Source organism: Actinoplanes sichuanensis (genome assembly GCF_033097365.1).
GTDB classification, from domain to species: Bacteria; Actinomycetota; Actinomycetes; order Mycobacteriales; family Micromonosporaceae; genus Actinoplanes; species Actinoplanes sichuanensis.
The window spans coordinates 6,810,638-6,827,256 of record NZ_AP028461.1 but is presented as its reverse complement, the minus strand read 5'-3'; the positions used below and the strand labels follow the sequence as shown (position 1 = coordinate 6,827,256).

At 69.8% G+C, this 16,619-nt stretch carries 13 protein-coding genes and 1 pseudogene; 7 read left to right on the top strand and 7 right to left on the bottom strand.

Features of this window, described 5'->3' with window-relative positions; translation table 11 throughout:
• Positions 1-229: 229 nt before the first annotated feature.
• Positions 230-2,929: a S8 family serine peptidase gene (locus Q0Z83_RS31595; protein ID WP_317786889.1), complete on the top strand. Its 2,700-nt coding sequence runs from the start codon at positions 230-232 to the stop codon at positions 2,927-2,929.
• 140 nt (positions 2,930-3,069) lie between these two features.
• Complete coding sequence (locus Q0Z83_RS31590; protein WP_317786888.1) at positions 3,070-3,798, top strand: ATP-binding protein; 729 nt, start codon at positions 3,070-3,072, stop codon at positions 3,796-3,798.
• Here Q0Z83_RS31590 and Q0Z83_RS31585 read toward each other — a convergent pair.
• The 3 genes from Q0Z83_RS31585 to Q0Z83_RS31575 all read right to left on the bottom strand — a co-directional run bounded on the left by Q0Z83_RS31585 (position 3,788) and on the right by Q0Z83_RS31575 (position 6,031).
• Positions 3,788-4,810, bottom strand: a complete 1,023-nt coding sequence (locus tag Q0Z83_RS31585) for a LuxR C-terminal-related transcriptional regulator (RefSeq protein ID WP_317786887.1) — start codon at positions 4,808-4,810, stop codon at positions 3,788-3,790. The genes Q0Z83_RS31590 and Q0Z83_RS31585 overlap by 11 nt on opposite strands.
• A gap of 85 nt (positions 4,811-4,895) precedes the next feature.
• Positions 4,896-5,243 carry an STAS domain-containing protein gene (locus Q0Z83_RS31580; protein WP_317786886.1) on the bottom strand — a complete coding sequence of 116 codons (348 nt, stop codon included), beginning with the start codon at positions 5,241-5,243 and terminating at the stop codon, positions 4,896-4,898.
• Between the two features lie 125 nt (positions 5,244-5,368).
• A complete protein-coding gene (locus tag Q0Z83_RS31575) occupies positions 5,369-6,031 on the bottom strand; it encodes an NADPH-dependent F420 reductase (RefSeq protein ID WP_317786885.1) in 663 nt (220 codons plus the stop codon).
• A 133-nt stretch (positions 6,032-6,164) separates the two neighbouring features.
• Between Q0Z83_RS31575 and Q0Z83_RS31570 the strand changes: the two genes are divergently transcribed.
• Both Q0Z83_RS31570 and Q0Z83_RS31565 read left to right on the top strand, forming a co-directional pair.
• Positions 6,165-6,383 (top strand): zinc ribbon domain-containing protein, encoded by a 219-nt coding sequence (locus tag Q0Z83_RS31570; RefSeq protein ID WP_317797167.1) that lies wholly within the window; start codon positions 6,165-6,167, stop codon positions 6,381-6,383.
• A gap of 842 nt (positions 6,384-7,225) precedes the next feature.
• Positions 7,226-7,633, top strand: coding sequence for a hypothetical protein (locus tag Q0Z83_RS31565; RefSeq protein WP_317786884.1), 408 nt, complete (start codon positions 7,226-7,228; stop codon positions 7,631-7,633).
• 666 nt (positions 7,634-8,299) lie between these two features.
• Here the strand turns inward: Q0Z83_RS31565 and Q0Z83_RS31560 are convergent.
• The 4 genes and pseudogenes from Q0Z83_RS31560 to Q0Z83_RS31545 all read right to left on the bottom strand — a co-directional run bounded on the left by Q0Z83_RS31560 (position 8,300) and on the right by Q0Z83_RS31545 (position 12,379).
• Positions 8,300-8,911: an ISAs1 family transposase gene (locus Q0Z83_RS31560; protein ID WP_317786883.1), complete on the bottom strand. Its 612-nt coding sequence runs from the start codon at positions 8,909-8,911 to the stop codon at positions 8,300-8,302.
• A gap of 88 nt (positions 8,912-8,999) precedes the next feature.
• Positions 9,000-9,515 (bottom strand): annotated as a pseudogene (locus Q0Z83_RS31555) (transposase family protein); the annotation flags it as partial.
• Between the two features lie 411 nt (positions 9,516-9,926).
• Positions 9,927-11,420 (bottom strand): glycerol kinase GlpK, encoded by a 1,494-nt coding sequence (gene glpK / locus Q0Z83_RS31550; protein ID WP_317786882.1) that lies wholly within the window; start codon positions 11,418-11,420, stop codon positions 9,927-9,929.
• Positions 11,421-11,626: 206 nt separating this feature from the next.
• Entirely contained in the window at positions 11,627-12,379 is a 753-nt protein-coding gene (locus Q0Z83_RS31545; protein WP_317786881.1) for an IclR family transcriptional regulator, read from the bottom strand.
• Between the two features lie 182 nt (positions 12,380-12,561).
• Between Q0Z83_RS31545 and Q0Z83_RS31540 the strand changes: the two genes are divergently transcribed.
• Genes Q0Z83_RS31540 through Q0Z83_RS31530 form a run of 3 tightly spaced genes read left to right on the top strand, consistent with a single transcriptional unit; the run spans position 12,562 to position 16,614 of the window.
• Complete coding sequence (locus Q0Z83_RS31540; protein ID WP_317786880.1) at positions 12,562-13,404, top strand: MIP/aquaporin family protein; 843 nt, start codon at positions 12,562-12,564, stop codon at positions 13,402-13,404.
• On the top strand, positions 13,397-14,914 hold the full coding sequence (gene glpK, locus Q0Z83_RS31535) for a glycerol kinase GlpK (RefSeq protein ID WP_317786879.1): 1,518 nt from the start codon (positions 13,397-13,399) through the stop codon (positions 14,912-14,914). The genes Q0Z83_RS31540 and glpK (Q0Z83_RS31535) overlap by 8 nt, the downstream gene beginning before the upstream one ends.
• Complete coding sequence (locus Q0Z83_RS31530) at positions 14,911-16,614, top strand: glycerol-3-phosphate dehydrogenase/oxidase (RefSeq protein ID WP_378078828.1); 1,704 nt, start codon at positions 14,911-14,913, stop codon at positions 16,612-16,614. The genes glpK (Q0Z83_RS31535) and Q0Z83_RS31530 overlap by 4 nt, the downstream gene beginning before the upstream one ends.
• The last annotated feature ends 5 nt before the right edge of the window (positions 16,615-16,619 follow it).

Below are 16,619 nucleotides of genomic sequence, written 5' to 3'. Positions count from 1 at the left end.
TGCAGTCGATCATCGAAATCAATAGTGTCCGAAACCGTGGTCCGGCCGGCCATGCCCGCGGTGATCTCCGTTCCCGGCGGAGTTCGCCGCGGCATTCGACCCGCATTGAGGCGACCCGGAGGAAGACGTGAACCAGGACCGGAGCGGCCCGAGTTCGAGAAGATCGCGGAGGTGGGCGGCGGGCGCGAGCCTCGCCGTTCTCGCGCTGACATTGTCCACATTGTTCGGTGTGTCGGCTGCGGCGGCGGACGCGAAGGCGGCGGCCGATCCCCGGGCCGCCGCCGATGTGAAGATCGACGCCGCGGTGACGACGGCCGTCCAGGGCGGAAAGGAGACGTCGTTCTGGGTGCTGCTGCGCGGCGACACCGACCTCACCCCCGCCACGAAGGTGACGGGCAAGGCCCGCGCCGCGGTGGTGCTCCAGACCGCCCGCGACGGAGCCACCCGTGACCAGCGCGGTCTGAAACAGCTTCTGACCAGCCGGAAGGCCGATTTCGACACGTACTGGATCGCGAACACGGTCCGGGTGACCGGGGACGCCGGTCTGCTCGCCGAGGTCGCTGCCCGCCCCGAGGTCAAGGCGGTACTGCCGGACACCCCGATCACCCTGCCCGCCCCGACCGCGGGCGCGGTGCAGGCCGCGGTCGACGCCGTCGAATGGAACGTCGACCGGATCGGCGCACCCCGCGTCTGGACCGACCAGGGTGCCCGCGGTCAGGGCGTCGTGATCGCCAACATCGACACGGGCGTGCAGTTCGACCATCCGGCACTGGCCGCGAACTACCGCGGGCGGCAGGCCGACGGCACGTTCGCGCACGACCACAACTGGTACGACCCGACCGGCCTCTGCACCGGCGGCGCCCCCTGCGACAACAACGGGCACGGCACCCACACCATGGGCACGATGGCCGGAACCGGCGGCATCGGCGTCGCGCCCGGCGCCACCTGGATCGCCGCGAAGGGCTGCGAGACCAACTCCTGCTCGGTCGGCGCGCTGCTCGCCGCCGGCCAGTGGATCGTCGCCCCGACCGACCGCGACGGCCGGAACCCGCGCCCCGACCTGGCGCCCGACGTCGTCAACAACTCGTGGGGCGGCGGCGCCGGATTCGACCCGTGGTACTCCGACGTGATCCGGTCCTGGGTGGCCGCCGGCATCTTCCCGGCCTTCTCCAACGGCAACGCCGGGCCGGGCTGCAACACCTCCGGCACCCCCGGGTCGTACACCGACACCTACGCATCGGGCGCCACCGACGTCAACGACGCGATCGCCCCGTTCTCCAGCCGCGGCACCGGCCAGGACGGCGGTGTCAAACCGGACCTGACGGCGCCCGGCGTGGACGTCCGGTCGAGTGTGCCCGGTGACGGTTACGCCGCCTACAGCGGCACCTCGATGGCCTCACCACACACCGCCGCGACGGTCGCGCTGATCTGGTCGGCGGCGCCGGCACTGCGTCGGGACATCACCGCGACCAGGACGATCCTGGACGAGACGGCGATCGACACGAACGACACCGCCTGCGGCGGAACGGCCACCGACAACAATGTGTACGGCCAGGGCCGGCTCGACGCGTACGCGGCGGTCCGGCTCGCCGTGAGGCCGTCCGGCAGCCTCAGCGGGATCGTGCGCGCGGACGGCGTACCGCTGGGGGGTGTGCCTGTGGAAGTGACCGGAACCGCGTCGCGGACGGTGACCACCGCGGCCGATGGCGCCTATCGTTTCGGCCGATTGCCGGCCGGCGCCTACCGGATCCGGGTCGCCTCGTTCGGCTACGGGACGTTCGAGACGGACGTGACGATCACGGCCGGTGACGCGCTGACCGTCGACCCGGTACTGACCGGCGGCCCCTCCGGAATCGTGTCCGGCCTGATCAGCGGGGCCGAAAGCCCGCTGTCAGGGGTGACCGTAGCGCTGACCGGAACCCCGGTCACGGTCACCACCGGTACCGACGGGCGATTCCGGCTGGCCGCGCCGAACGGCGCCTACGAACTCACCATCCGCCCGACCGGCGGTTGCTTCGCCGCCGAAACCCGATCACTCACGGTCAGCGGCGACGTCACCGTTGACGTTGCGTTGCGCCAGATCATCGACGGGTACGGCTACCGCTGCACGCCCGCGGCCGAGGAATACCGCCCCGGCACCGACCGTCTGGCGATCACCGGCGACGACGCCGTCACCGAGATCGCCCTGCCGTTCCCGGTGACCCACTACGGCGTCGCCCGCACCCGCGCCTGGATCAGCACGAACGGCGTGCTCGGGTTCGGCCCGGTCAGTGCCGTCTACCAGAACACCACCCTGCCGGACGGCGCCGAGCCGAACGACGCGCTCTACGCCTTCTGGGACGACCTCGCCGTCGACGAGCAGGCCGGCATCTACACCGCGTCCACCGCCGACACGTTCGTGGTGGAGTGGCGTGACGTGCGGTTCTTCGGCTATGCCGGACGCATCTCGATCAGCGTGATCCTGCACCCCGACGGCACCGTGACATACCGCTACCGGGGCCTGTCCGGCGACCGGGCCGCGGGTGTCGGCGCCACCATCGGCGTGGAGAACACCACCGGGACGGCGGGTCTCGCGTACTCGGTGAACACCGCCTCGGTGACCGACGGCCTCGGTGTCACCTTCCGGCCGGACCCGGACCGGATCGCCGCGACCTTCAACGTCACCGCGGAGACCTGGTGGGGCCAGCAGGTGTACGTCGTCGGCAACCGGCCCGAACTGGGCGGATGGGATCCGGCGCGGGCGGTCGCGCTCGACCCCGGCGGCTACCCGGTGTGGTCCGGCGGGCTGAGCCTGCCACCGAACACGGCTGTCGAGTTCAAATACCTGAAGAAGGATCCGGACGGCACGGTCACCTGGGAACAGGGCGACAACCGCACCACGATCACCCCGCCGACCGGTCGATACGTCACCCACGACACGTTCCGCTGAGACCGGCATGGCACGGCCCGTCCGCCAACGGGCTGTGCCATGCCCCTCGAGCGATTGGCTTCTCGCCGCAGGCTTCGTTAGTTTCCTGGAAAGGTTCCGGAGAATGGGACGAGGCGATGTCCGGCCCATCGGTCACAGCCATGGTGGACGACGAGACCTGGGTCGTCGAGTTCACCGTGCGCGGGGTCTGGGAGCGCACTCTCTGGATGGCCACGTTCGGGCTGCTCAACAAGTGCATGTCCCACCATCCGGCCGGGCTGCTGCTCGACCTACGCGGCCTGCACGACCCGGGCGCGATCAGCGCTCCACTGTGGCTGACCGCCGCGACCCACGGCGAACGGATGGAGCCGATGGTGCGGGTCGCCGCCTGCCTGCCCGACCGGACCGACCTGTCCGCCCGGCTGGGCAGCGTCGTCGCCAGCCGGCTGGTGCCGGCCTTCCCCTCGGTGCGGCTGGCCCGCTCGTTCCTGACCAGCAGCCGCCCCCGGATGGACCAGGTCCGGCTGCACCTGCCACCGGATTCGGACGCCGCCGCCCGGGCCCGCCACATGGTGACCGCCGCCTGCGAGGAGTGGGGGATGGACCCGCTCGTCACCCGGGCCCGGCTGGTCGTCTCCGAGCTGGTGGTGAACGCGGCCGAGCACGCCGCCACCCCGATCGACGTGCTGATCTCCCGCCGTGACGCGGGCGCGCTGTTGCATCTGGCCGTGGTGGACGGTTCGCCGGTGCTGCCGGCGATCCGCCTGGAGCTGGAGAATCCGTTGACCGAGCGGGGGTACGGCCTGCGCATCGTCGACGCGGCGGTCAACGGCTGGGGTGCCCTGCCCACCAGAGCCGGGAAGATCGTGTGGGCGCTCCTCAGATCCTGAGAAATCCGGCCGGCACGTAGAGACCCTGCCGGTCGGCGCGCACCGCCGCCGCGGTCCGTGACTCGGCGCCCAGCTTCACCATGATGTGCTCCAGATGCCCGACCGCGGTCCGCGCCGTGATGTGCAGGGCACTGGCGATCGCCGCGTTGCTGCGCCCCTCCACCAGCAGCCCGAGCACCTGCAACTCCCGCGGGGTCAGACCGTGCGTGTCCGGCGGCGGCCCGAAGAGCACCATCGCCCGATGGTGGCCGGGCGGCTCCGGCGGGCAGGCCAGCGCCGTGACCTGCAAGAGTGTGCCCTGCCCGGGCGGATCCTCACCCGGCACCAGGAACCGCGCCCACGTCCGGCCCGGCGTCAGCAGCGTCCCGACCAGACGCAGCACGGCGGTGGTCACCCCGAGTTCCCGGGCACCGGGCATCCCCGGCATCTCCTCGACCCGCCCGGACCGGGTCAGCACCACCCCGGCGTGCGCGTCGCGGACCATCCCGGCCAGCGTGGTGAGTGTCCGCAGCGGATCGACGACGTGCGCCATCAGCGGCGTGAGCATGACCATCAGGTCCAGCGCCTCGTCGCCGAGCGGCTCCGGGGACTCGGTGTGCGCGCCGAGCAACCCCAGATAGCGGCCGTCCGCGGTGACCAGCGGGATCGACACGCCCTCGGAGAGTCCGGCCGGTGCGAAGAAGTCGTTCCACACCGGCAGATCGGTCACCGGCACCGGTGAGTCGAACACCCGGATCGGCCGGCGCCCCTGATGCATGCCGACCCGCATGACGTCGGCCATGAACGCGGTGCTCGCCAGATGACGCAGCAGCCGCGGCTGATGGCCGGGTGCCGCGACCGGCTCCTGCACCCAGCGCTCCGGATCGAGCAGGCTGAGCCAGGCCGCGTCGTGCCGCAGCACCGGGCGAAGCACGTCGATCAGCGCCTCCGCCCGCTGCCGGACGCCGGACGGCATCGCCGCGATCCGCAGGATCTCGGCCGCGATCCGTCCACTGCCGGGAGGAAGCCCCACACCTCCATCATGGTCCGTGTCGCGTACGGCGGACAGGCACCGGGCGGGTATCGGTCAGCCGGCGCGGGCCGCGGTCGGGTATCGGTCAGCCGGCGCAGGCCGCGGCCCCCGCCACGTGTCCCAGGAACGTCCGGAGCCCGCACAGTCGCAGAATCATGTCGACCGACGGGTGAGCGGCGACGATGCACACCCGCCCCGCCCCGGCCGTCATACCCAGTGTGTTCAGCGCCCGAAGCCCCGCGTGATCGCAGAACTCGACCCCGGACAGATCCAGCCGGATCAGCTCCAGACCGTCGTCGCCGACCAGCCCGCCCAGCGTCCGGAGCATCGGCGAGACGGTCCGGATGTCCAGCTCTCCGGACACCCGGGCCACCACCTCGCCGGGACCCGTCAGCTCCACGGTGACGGTGAGGTCTTCCTGTTGGTCCTGCACGCGTCCTCCCCACCCAATCGACGCCGCCTCCCGCGACGCTACCGAGACAGGCCGGCCCGGGACATCGGAAGAAACTCCCACCCGATACGGGTCGGTCGGCGGGGCAGGACGCCATCAGTACGAGTTCACGCGGCGTTCACCAGATCGAGAATCGTCTTCGCGGCGGCCGGCGAGCCCACCTTGTCCCCGTACGCGCCGTACGGCACCACGTAGACCGGGGTGTCCCGCTGGGTGCGCCGGTTCTCGGCGAGCGGCCCCACGTCGACGGTGTCGTATCCGAGGCTGTCGAGGAGGTCGGTGACCGTCTTCTTGGCCGCCGCGTCGTCTCCCGCGATCGGCAGCGCCGACCGGTCCGCGGCCCCCGCCGGCCGGGCCAGCGACCGCAGATGCTCGAACCAGATGTTGTTGAAGGCCTTCACCACGCGCGACTCGGGAAGATGCCCCTGAAGCAGCTCGCCGGTCGTGGTGGAGCCGTTCTCCAACTCCTCGAAGGTGCCGTCGCGCTCCGGGTAGTAGTTGTTGGTGTCGATGACCACCTTGCCGGCCAGCGCATCCACCGGGATGTCCCGGTAGGCCCGCAGCGGCACGGTCACCACCACGATGTCACCGGCCGCGGCCGCCTCGGCCGGAGTCGCCGCCCGAGCCCGCGGGCCCAGCTCGCCGACCAGTTCCTGCAGCGTCTCCGGCCCGCGGGAGTTGCTCAGCACCACATCGTGCCCGGCCGCCACAGCCAGTCGCGCCACGGTGCCACCGATGTTCCCGCTGCCGATGAGTCCGATCGTCGTCATGTCTGTCGCGAACTCCGGAACCCGCCCACCAGATTCCGGCGAACCCCGTTTTCGTGACGGTCGGCACGTATCGCTTGCCTCTGGGTATGACCATGGGATAGCACGTCGGCCAGCGAGGAGAAGTAAGTTGTTCGTGTTGTTCGGACTGCGAAGCAAGGACCACCCGATGGGCGCGCGGGTGGCCAACTGCGAGATCTGCGGCTGGCAGGCCCCACAGCACCTGCTACGCCGAACCACCAAGTTCACCCTGTTCTTCATCCCGCTGTTCCCGGTCAAGCCATCCAGCTACTACGTGGTCTGCGGCCACTGCCAGGGCTTCCGAAAGGCCGACCCGAGACTGGTATCCGCCTGATCCAAGCCCCACCAGCAACACGAGCCGCGTCCCGAGGTGCCGGAGCGGGCGCAGCCGCGGGTGCGGGTGGGTCCGCTGCCGCGGGCAGGGTGCGGATGCGGGCGCAGCCGCAGGGCGCGGTTGTGAGCCCAGCCGCAGGCCCGGGCACAGGTAAGGGTCCGTAGGACCAGCCGCGGGATGCCGGTAGGGGTGCGGCCGTTGCCTCAGGCGAGGGTGTATTCCCAGCCGCGGGTGTGGACGGGGATCCAGCCGTTGGCGTGGACGCAGGCACGGACGCGGAATCAGCTGCTGGTGCAGGCCCAGGCGCTGGCGCTGGCGCGGACCCGGGAGCAGGTGCTGGCGCGGGCGGGTGTGAGTGCGGGCATTTGTGTGGGTGCGGGCCAAAGTGCGGCTCGGGGGCGGGGCCACGCGCGGGCCCCGCCGCGAGCCCGAATCTCGCCCGCCCCGATCCGGGCAAATGGTCGAAGAAAATGCAATCCTGAAACAAGTAAATGATTCCAAAGCCGATTTGACGTCGATCACCGATCGGTGACCACTGAAAACACGGACCCTCGCGACGACACCGAGTAAAACCGTGCCCACCATCCTGCGACGACCACCCCCATTCATTAAATTTCCACCGAGAGACGAACGAGACGGCCGCCAATCGCCATTTCCGTTCGCCGGCGATTGTGGCCACCGATCCGATGCACCTCCCAAAGGCACAAAGGACGCCGCAGGGCCTGGCCGCCGACGAGGTGAAGCAGGCGATCCACCGACCGGGTTTGCCGGATCCGGCAGCCGAAGGATTGGGGCCGACAGCGGAGGGATCGGGGCCGAAGGCGGATGCGTGGGGTTCGACGGTGGATCGGTTCGGTTCGACGGTGGATCGGTCGGGCTCGTCGGTGGAGGAGTGGAGGACGACGGCGGACGCGTCGCGGTCGACCACGAAGGACCTGGGGTCGACCGCAAAGAAGCTCGGGTCGAAGGCGGAGGAGTGGGAACCAGGGGTGGACGCGTCGCGGTCGACCACGAAGGGGCTGGGGCCGACGGCGAAGGAGCGGGGGTCGGCGGTGGCAGGGCTGGGGTTGACGGCGAAGGAGCGGGGGTCGGCGGTGGCAGGGCTGGGGTTGACGGCGAAGGAGCGGGGGTCGGCGGTGGCAGGGCTGGGGTTGACGGCGAAGGAGCGGGGGTCGGCGGTGGCAGGGCTGGGGTTGACGGCGGAGAAGCGGTGGCCGACGGTCGTTGGGTTGAGGGCGACGGCGAAGTAGCTCGGGATGACGGCTGTTGGGTTGTGGCCGACGGCGAAAGGGGCGGGTTCGACGGTGGACCGGCTGGGGCCGACGGAGAAGGAGATGGACCTGACGGGGGAGGGGTTGGGGCTGACCGCGGAAGGGCTGGAGCCGAACGGTGAGGCTGTTGGGTTGCCTGGATCTGCGGCAATCCGGCAGGTGTCGCGCATCGGGGAGTCGCCCGCCGCGCCGGCACGGTCGGGCTGTCGGATCCTGCTGAAGCCTCGGGGTGTGCGACGGCCTCTCGCCGTGTCGTGGCCTCGGAGCCGACGCATCCTGAGGCAGGTGCGTTTCCGCGAAGCCGCCGCAGCTTTTCAGAATGACGGCGCTGCAAGCCCCACGCACGGTGTCTCTCATGTTCGCGGCGAAACTCTTCGGCCGCCGGAGAATATTTCCGAGACTGGGTCCGGTCACGCATAGAAGCAATTTCCGACCTGCTGAACAGTGAACCCTGCCCCATGCATGAATTCTTCCCCCTCTCGCTCCGAAAGTGTAAGAAGTCGATCATGCCAACCTGCCTTCGAGTGTCCTCGCCGTCAGTTCTTGACATGATTCTCATTCGAATCGACAACGAGAATCGACAACGAGAATCGCATGATCGATCTTGGTCGTGGTTCATCGAAACTGAGAGGTCTCGGCCCAGGGTCATTGCATGTTCCGGTAGCTGCTGGTCACGGCCGTGATGAGGTCGTTTGAACGGCGGTCGGCGCGGCGGTTGGCGCGGGCGATGTTGGTTTCGCCGTTGATGCGGTGCCAGCCGATCGCGGTGTTACGCAGTGTCGCCATGACGGCGGGTCCGGTGCCGGTCCGGGCTTGATGAAGATCTTCACGGAACGTGACATCTCGGACGTTGTGGACCTGGTTCTCGATCAACCACTCCGATCTGGCCCACTTCTGCAGGTCAGCGGGCTGAGCGTCGGCAGCGGGAAGGGACGTGACCAGATAGGCGGTCTCCCGGCTGGTCTTGCCGCCGGTGGTGCGGGTCCGGGTGATCCGGACGGCTTGCCGGGCGTGCGGGAACGCGATCCCGCCCGGGGTCTGCAGGGTGACGGCCTTGACCGTGCGGGTCTCCTTGCGGCCGTGACCACGCTCGCGGGTGCGGTCACCGACCGGGATCTGCGCCCAGGGAACGACTTTGAGCTGGGCATGAAGGCCGGGCTGGTTGCCTTTGGCCTGCAGTAGCAGGTGTGCGCCGCGGCGGGTGATCTGCTCGGCGTGGCCGGTCTGGGTGTGCAGGGCGTCGGCGACTATCAGCACCCCCGGTAAGGCTGCCCAGCAGGTTCTCCACGGCGTCGAGCAGTGGTGTGAACGACGGGATCTCGTTGCTCTTCGTATCGACCGTGACCTGGGCGAGGACGATGCCGGTGCTGGTGTCCAGCGCGGACAGCAGATGCGTTTGACGGCCGTCGGGCAGACGGGCGCCGCGCAATGTCTTGCCGTCGACGGCGATCACGGTCCGGTAGCGGCGCGGCCGGGGAACGGCGAGCGGTGGTGTGCGGGTGCGGAGCCAGCCCGCCAGGACGCTGCCGACCAGGGCATCGTCGAGTCGGGTCAATAGTCGCCATACCGTGGTGCCGGCAGGCAAGCCCCGGTCGAACCCGAGCCGTCGCTGATCCGGCTCGTCCAGGTCGTACAGCCAGTCGGCGATCGCCGTGAACGAGGTGGCGCCGGCCAGGACGGCGCAGACCGCGACGGCGAGCAGCGCTGCCAGCGGATATCGCACCCCGCGAGGATTCCGCGGGTCCGGGACCAGGCTCGCGGCGGCCAGGAGCCCGCCGTGTTCACCGTCGGTGACCGGCGGCGGTGGCGTGTCGATGCCAGGGGTTGTCACGGTCAGTACGCAGATCAGAGATGATGCCATCGGCGGGTGGAGTCCTCGGTGGTCGTGCAGCGTCAAGAACTCCATGATCACCTTGGGGGCTTCACCCGCTCCATCCGCCTCCATATAGGCCGATCACTCGACATCATCCCAGCTCAGAGCGCCTGCCCGCGAGAACGCAACGGCCCTGGGTCTCGGCCTCCGGCCCCGCTCGGCCTGAGCACGGTGTGGTCTGGTTCGGCCGCGGGCCGGTTCGGGCTTGGTCCGGGTCTGGTTCGGTGCTGGCCCGGTTTCGGTGCCGGCTCGGTTCGGGTTGGCTTCGGGGCGGTTTGGCGCGGTGTGGCCTGGTTCGGTGTCGGCCCGGTTCGGGGTGGTTTGGGCCGCGGTGTGATCTGGTTCGGTGTCGGTCTGGCTCGGGTGTGGCGCCTGGAGGTGTGGGTGTCGAGTTCGGCGCTAGGGCTGGATCCAGTCGAAGGTGCGTTCCACGGCTCGGCGCCAGTTCTTGTACTCCAGGTCTCGGACCGCCGGATCCATGGCCGGCATCCACTGGCCGGCGATGTGCCAGTTGCGGCGTAGGCCGTCCAGATCCGGCCAATAACCGACGGCCAGGCCGGCCGCGTATGCCGCGCCCAACGACACCGTCTCCACGGCCAGTGGGCGGACCAGCGGCACGTCGAGGACGTCGGCGATCATCTGCATCAGCAGGTTGTCGGCGGTCATTCCGCCGTCCACCTTCAAGGTGGTCAGGGTGAGGCCCGAGTTGGCGTTCATCGCGTCGACCACCTCTCGGGTCTGCCAGGCGGTCGCCTCCAGGACCGCCCGGGCCAGGTGGCCCTTGGTGATGTACGAGGTCAGGCCGACGATCACGCCACGGGCCTCGCTGCGCCAGTACGGGGCGTAGAGGCCGGAGAACGCCGGGACGATGTAGCAGCCGCCGTTGTCGGCGACGGTCCGGGCCAGGGTTTCGATCTCCGGTGCGCTGGAGATCAGCTCCAGCTGGTCGCGGAACCACTGGACCAGCGAACCGGTGATCGCGATCGAACCCTCCAGGGCGTAGACCGCGGGGGCGCCGGCGATCTGGTAGGCGACCGTGCTGAGCAGGCCGTTCTCTGAACGGATCAGGTCCGGGCCGGTGTTCAGGAGCAGGAAACTGCCGGTGCCGTACGTGCACTTGGCCTCGCCCGGGGTGAAACAGGTCTGCCCGAACAGCGCTGCCTGCTGGTCGCCGAGTGCGGCGCCGATCCGTACCCCCGGGAATCCCTCCGACGCGGTGCCGAAACCGCCGATCGACGGCCGGACCGCCGGAAGCATCGCGCGGGGGATGCCGAAGAAGTCGAGTGCCCGCGGGGACCAGTCAAGAGATCGGACATCGAGCAACATGGTACGGCTGGCGTTGGTGACGTCGGTGACGTGCTGGGTGCGGCCGGTCAGGTTCCAGATCAGCCAGGTCTCCATGGTGCCGCAGAGGACCTCGCCGCGGTCGGCGCGTTTCCGCAGGCCGGGGGTGTGGTCGAGCATCCAGCGCAGGCGAGGTCCGGAGAAGTAGGTCGCCAACGGCAAACCCGATATTTCGGAAATATCGGAGGAGCCGGGAGCGTCGGTGAGGGCGTGCACCAGACCGTCGGTCCGAGTGTCCTGCCAGATGATCGCCCGCCCCACGGGAGCCCCCGTGCGCCGATCCCAGATGACAGTCGTCTCCCGCTGATTGGCGATGCCGACCGCGGCCACCTGGTCGAGGCCGATCCCCGCGCGGGACAGGACCCGGGGCGCGAGGCGTTCGACATTGCGCCAGATCTCCATGGCATCGTGCTCGACCCACCCGGGCCTGGGGAAATACTGCTTGTGTTCCTGCTGGGCGAGCGACACGAGCTGCCCCCGCCGATCGAAGACGATGCACCGCGTGGAGGTGGTGCCCTGATCGATGGCGACTACGTATCTGTCGGTCATGAGGAGTCACCTCCGGGTAGCGGGAGGGCACGGGTCGCGGCGAGGCCAAAGGGGAGTGCGGGAGGCGGCGGCGCGGTGGTGTGGGAAGGGCGAGGCCGCGGCGAGGCCGAAACGGAAGCGGAAAGCTGCAATCCGAAACGGAAGCGGAAAGCCGCAGGCGGCAGGGCGGCGGGAGAGCGCACGCCGACCAGACGGGAAGCGGGCGATCATCGGGTCGCTCCCAGGTCTCGGGAGATCGCGCGGGCGGCGTCGCGCACATACCCCACGAGGTGGGCCCGGGGCCGGTACCGGCTGTCGCAGACCCGGTCGACCGGCCCGGAGATGCCGATCGCGCCGACCACCAGCCCCCCGTACCCGCGGATCGGCGCCGCCACGGCCGCCTGCCCGAGCAGGAACTCTTCGACCTCCTGAGCCCAGCCGGCGTCCCGTACCCCCTCCAAGGCGGTGGTGAGCGCACGCGGATCGGTGAGGGTGAGCCGGGTGAAGGTCTCCAGGTCGGGCACCGGGCCACCGGCCCGGTAGGCCAGCAGTACCTTGCCGAGGGCGGTCGCGTGCAGCGGCAGCAACGCGCCCACGTCGAGGGTCTGGAACGTGTCGTCGGGCCGGAACACGTGGTGTACGACGAGGGCCCGGCCTTCCAGGACGGTGCCGATCCGGACCGCCTCCCCGCTGCGGGCGGCGAGCGGGTCGGCCCAGTTGATCGACCGGGACCGCAGTTCGTTGATGTCGAGGTAGCTGGTGCCCAGGTGGAGCAGGGCGCCGCCGAGCTGGTACTGCCCGGAGACCCGGTCCTGTTCGACGAACCCGACCAGTTGCAGGGTGCGCAGGATGCCGTGGGTGGTGCCCTTGGCCAGGTCCAGGGTGCGGGCGATCTCGGTGAGCCCCAGGCGCCCAGGCCCGCCGGCGAGCGTCCGCAGGATCGCGGCCGCTCGTTCGATGGACTGCACCGTCCCGGGCATGTTTCGGACTCTATGCCACTGTGTGACGACCCGCTGTAATTGATGTTCGACAATGCCGACCGGCGTTCGTTGCTCCCCGCCGAACCCCTCCATAGCGTCCGGCGGTGAGGGTTGGCGACTTCCTCGCCCGGCCATCGGGGCCGAGACGGGTCGTGAACACCCTCGATCGGATTGGAGGGAGCATGGCTACACGACTCAAGACACCTGGACTCGTCGGTGAGCTCGCGGCGGAGTTCGCCGGCACGATGATTCTGATCCTGTTCGGCGTGGGGGTGGTGGCGCAGGTCGCCGCGGCCGGCATCGGCGACCACGACAGCATCGCCTGGGCCTGGGGCCTGGGTGTGACACTCGGCGTCTACGTGGCGGCGCGGGTCAGCGGCGCGCATCTCAACCCGGCGGTGACCATCGCGCTCGCCGTCTTCAAGGGCTTCTCCTGGCGGAAGGTGGCCCCGTACTCGCTGGCGCAGACTCTCGGGGCGTTCGTCGCGGCGCTCATCGTGCGCTGGAACTACACCGAGGTCCTGAACGCGGCCGACCCCGGCCTGACGATCAAGACGCAGGGCGTCTTCTCGACGCTTCCCGGCAACGGGACGCTTCCGGTGAGCGAATGGGGCGCTTTCCGGGACCAGATCATCGGTACGGCCATCCTGCTCTTCGTCATCCTGGCGCTGACCGACATGGCCAACACCGCACCGGCCGCGAACCTGGGCCCGGTCGTGATCGGCCTGCTCGTGGTCGCGATCGGGATGGCCTGGGGCACCAACGCCGGTTATGCGATCAACCCGGCCCGTGACTTCGGCCCGCGACTCGCCAGTTTCCTGACCGGCTACGGGGGCGCGTTCCGCGACCAGACGGGGTATCTCTACTTCTGGATACCGATCGTCGCGCCGGTCATCGGTGGGATCGTGGGCGCCGGGCTGTACCAGACTCTGATCGGGCGTTTCCTGCCGTCGGCCGAGGAGCCGGAGGTGGGGCGCGTCCCGACACCGAGGGACGAGGCAGAAGTGGAGGCGACCCGTGGCTGACTTCGTGGGCGCAGTGGACCAGGGCACCACCAGCACGCGGTTCATGATCTTCGACCATGGCGGCAACGAGGTGGCCCGGCACCAGTTGGAGCACGAGCAGATCCTGCCGCAGGCCGGCTGGGTCGAGCACAACCCGATCGAGATCTGGGACCGGACCGTCACCGTCGTGCGGACGGCGATGCAGAAGGCGAACCTGAGCGCGAGCGACCTGGCCGCGGTCGGGATCACCAACCAGCGCGAGACCACTGTGGTGTGGGACCGGCGGACCGGCCGGCCGTACTACAACGCGATCGTGTGGCAGGACACCCGTACCGACCGGATCGCCTCTGCCCTTGATCGTGATGAGCGTGGGCAGACGATCCGGCGCAAGGCCGGGCTGCCACCGGCCACCTACTTCTCCGGCGGCAAGATCCAGTGGATTCTGGAGAACGTCGACGGGGTGCGCGAGGCGGCCGAGCGCGGCGACGCACTGTTCGGCAACACCGACAGCTGGCTGCTGTGGAACATCACCGGCGGGAAGGACGGCGGCAACCACGTCACCGACGTGACGAACGCCAGCCGGACCATGCTGATGAACCTGGAGACCCTCGACTGGGACGATGAGTTGCTGTCGTTCTTCGACATCCCCCGGCGGATGCTTCCGGAGATCCGGCCGTCGTCCGATCCGAACGGCTACGGGACGGCGCACATCAGTGGCCCGCTCGGCGGCGACGTCCCGCTCACCGGCGACCTCGGCGACCAGCAGGCGGCCACCGTCGGGCAGGTCTGCTTCAGCCCCGGCGAGGCCAAGAACACCTACGGCACCGGCAACTTCATGCTGCTGAACACCGGTACGAACCTGGTCCGCTCGGAGAACGGGCTGCTCACCACGGTCTGCTACAAGTTCGGCGACGCGGCCCCGGTCTACGCCCTGGAGGGTTCGATCGCGGTCACCGGCTCGGCCGTCCAGTGGCTGCGCGACCAGCTGCACATCATCAAGTCGGCGGGCGAGAGCGAGTCGCTCGCGTCGCAGGTCCCGGACAGCGGCGGGGTCTACTTCGTCCCGGCGTTCTCCGGCCTGTTCGCACCCTACTGGCGGTCCGACGCCCGAGGCGCGATCGTCGGGCTGTCCCGGTTCAACACCGACGCGCACATCGCCCGGGCCACCCTGGAGGCGATCTGCTACCAGACCCGGGACGTGGTCGACGCGATGGCCCAGGACTCCGGCGTCACCCTGGACGTGCTGAAGGTCGACGGCGGCATCACGGTCAACAACCTCTGCATGCAGATCCAGGCGGACGTGCTCGGTGTGCCGGTCAGCCGTCCGGTCGTCGCCGAGACCACGGCACTGGGCGCCGCCTACGCGGCCGGTCTCGCGGTCGGTTTCTGGAAGAACACCGACGAGCTGCGGGAGAACTGGAACGAGTCGCAGCGCTGGCAGCCGCAGTGGTCGGCGGAGCAACGCGACCAGGGCTTCAGTAGGTGGAAGAAGGCGGTGCAGCGAACCCTCGACTGGGTGGACGTGGACTGATCATGACTGCTCTCTCTCCTTCCCACCGGGACGCCGCACTGGAAGCCCTGGCGGCGACCGAGGTCGACGTGCTGGTGATCGGCGGGGGAGTGGTGGGGGCGGGGTGCGCGCTCGACGCGGTCACACGGGGATTGACCGTGGGGCTCGTCGAGGCGCGTGACCTCGCCTCCGGCACGTCCAGCCGGTCCAGCAAACTCATCCACGGCGGTCTCCGCTACCTGGAGATGCTGGACTTCGGGCTGGTGCGCGAGGCACTGCGGGAGCGGGGACTGATCCTGCAGCGCCTCGCGCCGCACCTGGCCCGGCCGGTCCGGTTCCTCTATCCGCTCAAGCACCGCGGCTGGGAGCGGCTCTACGCGGGTGCCGGCGTCACCCTCTACGACACCATGGCCGGCTTCGGCAACCTGCCGCGGCACCGGCATCTCACCCGGCGCGGTGCGCTGCGGGCCTGCCCGGCGCTTCGTAGGGACACCCTGGTCGGGGCCCTGCAGTACTACGACGCGCAGGTGGACGACGCACGGCACACCATGTTCCTGGCCAGGACCGCGGCGTCCCACGGGGCCCACGTCGCGACGCGGGCCGAGGTGGTCGGTTTCCTCCGGGAGGGCGAAAGAGTCACCGGGGTACGGGTACACGACCTGGAACACGACCGGACGTACGAGATCCGCGCCCACCAGGTGATCAACGCGACCGGGGTGTGGACCGACGACACCCAGTCCCTGGTCGGCGAACGGGGCCAGTTCCACGTCCGGGCGTCGAAGGGCATCCACCTGGTGGTGCCCCGGGACCGGATCCACTCGTCGACCGGCCTGATCCTGCGGACCGAACGCAGCGTGCTGTTCGTCATCCCATGGGGCCGGCACTGGATCGTCGGCACCACCGACACCGACTGGGCCCTGGACAAGGCGCATCCGGCAGCGTCCGCGAAGGACATCGACTACCTGCTCACCGAGGTCAACAAGGTGCTGGCCCGGCCACTGGAACGGGCCGACGTGGAGGGCGTCTACGCGGGCCTGCGGCCACTGCTGTCCGGCGAGTCCGAGTCGACGTCGCAGCTGTCCCGGGAACATTCGGTCAGCAGCCCGGTCCCGGGGCTGGTGGTGGTGGCCGGCGGCAAGTACACCACGTACCGGGTGATGGCCAAGGACGCCGTCGACGCCTGCGTGCACAGCCTGGGCCGAAACGTTCCGCGGTCGGTCACCGATCGGGTGCCGCTGCTCGGCGCGGACGGCTACCCGGCACTGTGGAACCGGCGGGGCCTGCTGGCCGCCGAGTCGGGCCTGCACGTGGCCCGGGTCGAGCATCTGCTCGGCCGGTACGGCTCGCTCATCCACGAACTGCTCGACCTGATCCGCGACGACCCGGACCTGGGGCGCCCGATGGAGGGGGCCGACGACTACCTGCGGGCCGAGTTCGTCTACGCGGCCGCCGCTGAGGGCGCCCGGCATCTGGTCGACGTGCTGGCCCGGCGTACCCGGATCTCGATCGAGACCTTCGACCGGGGGGTGGTGGCGGCCCCGCACGCCGCCGAACTGATGGGCCGGGTCCTCGGCTGGACGGAATCCCAGCGCGAACGGGAGGTGGAGAACTACCGCCTGCGGGTGGAGGCGGAACGGGCCTCGCAGGAGCAGCAGGACGACGAGACGGCCGATGCCGCCCGTCTCGGCGCGCCGGACGTGGTCCCGGTCCGCGTGGTCTGAGGTCG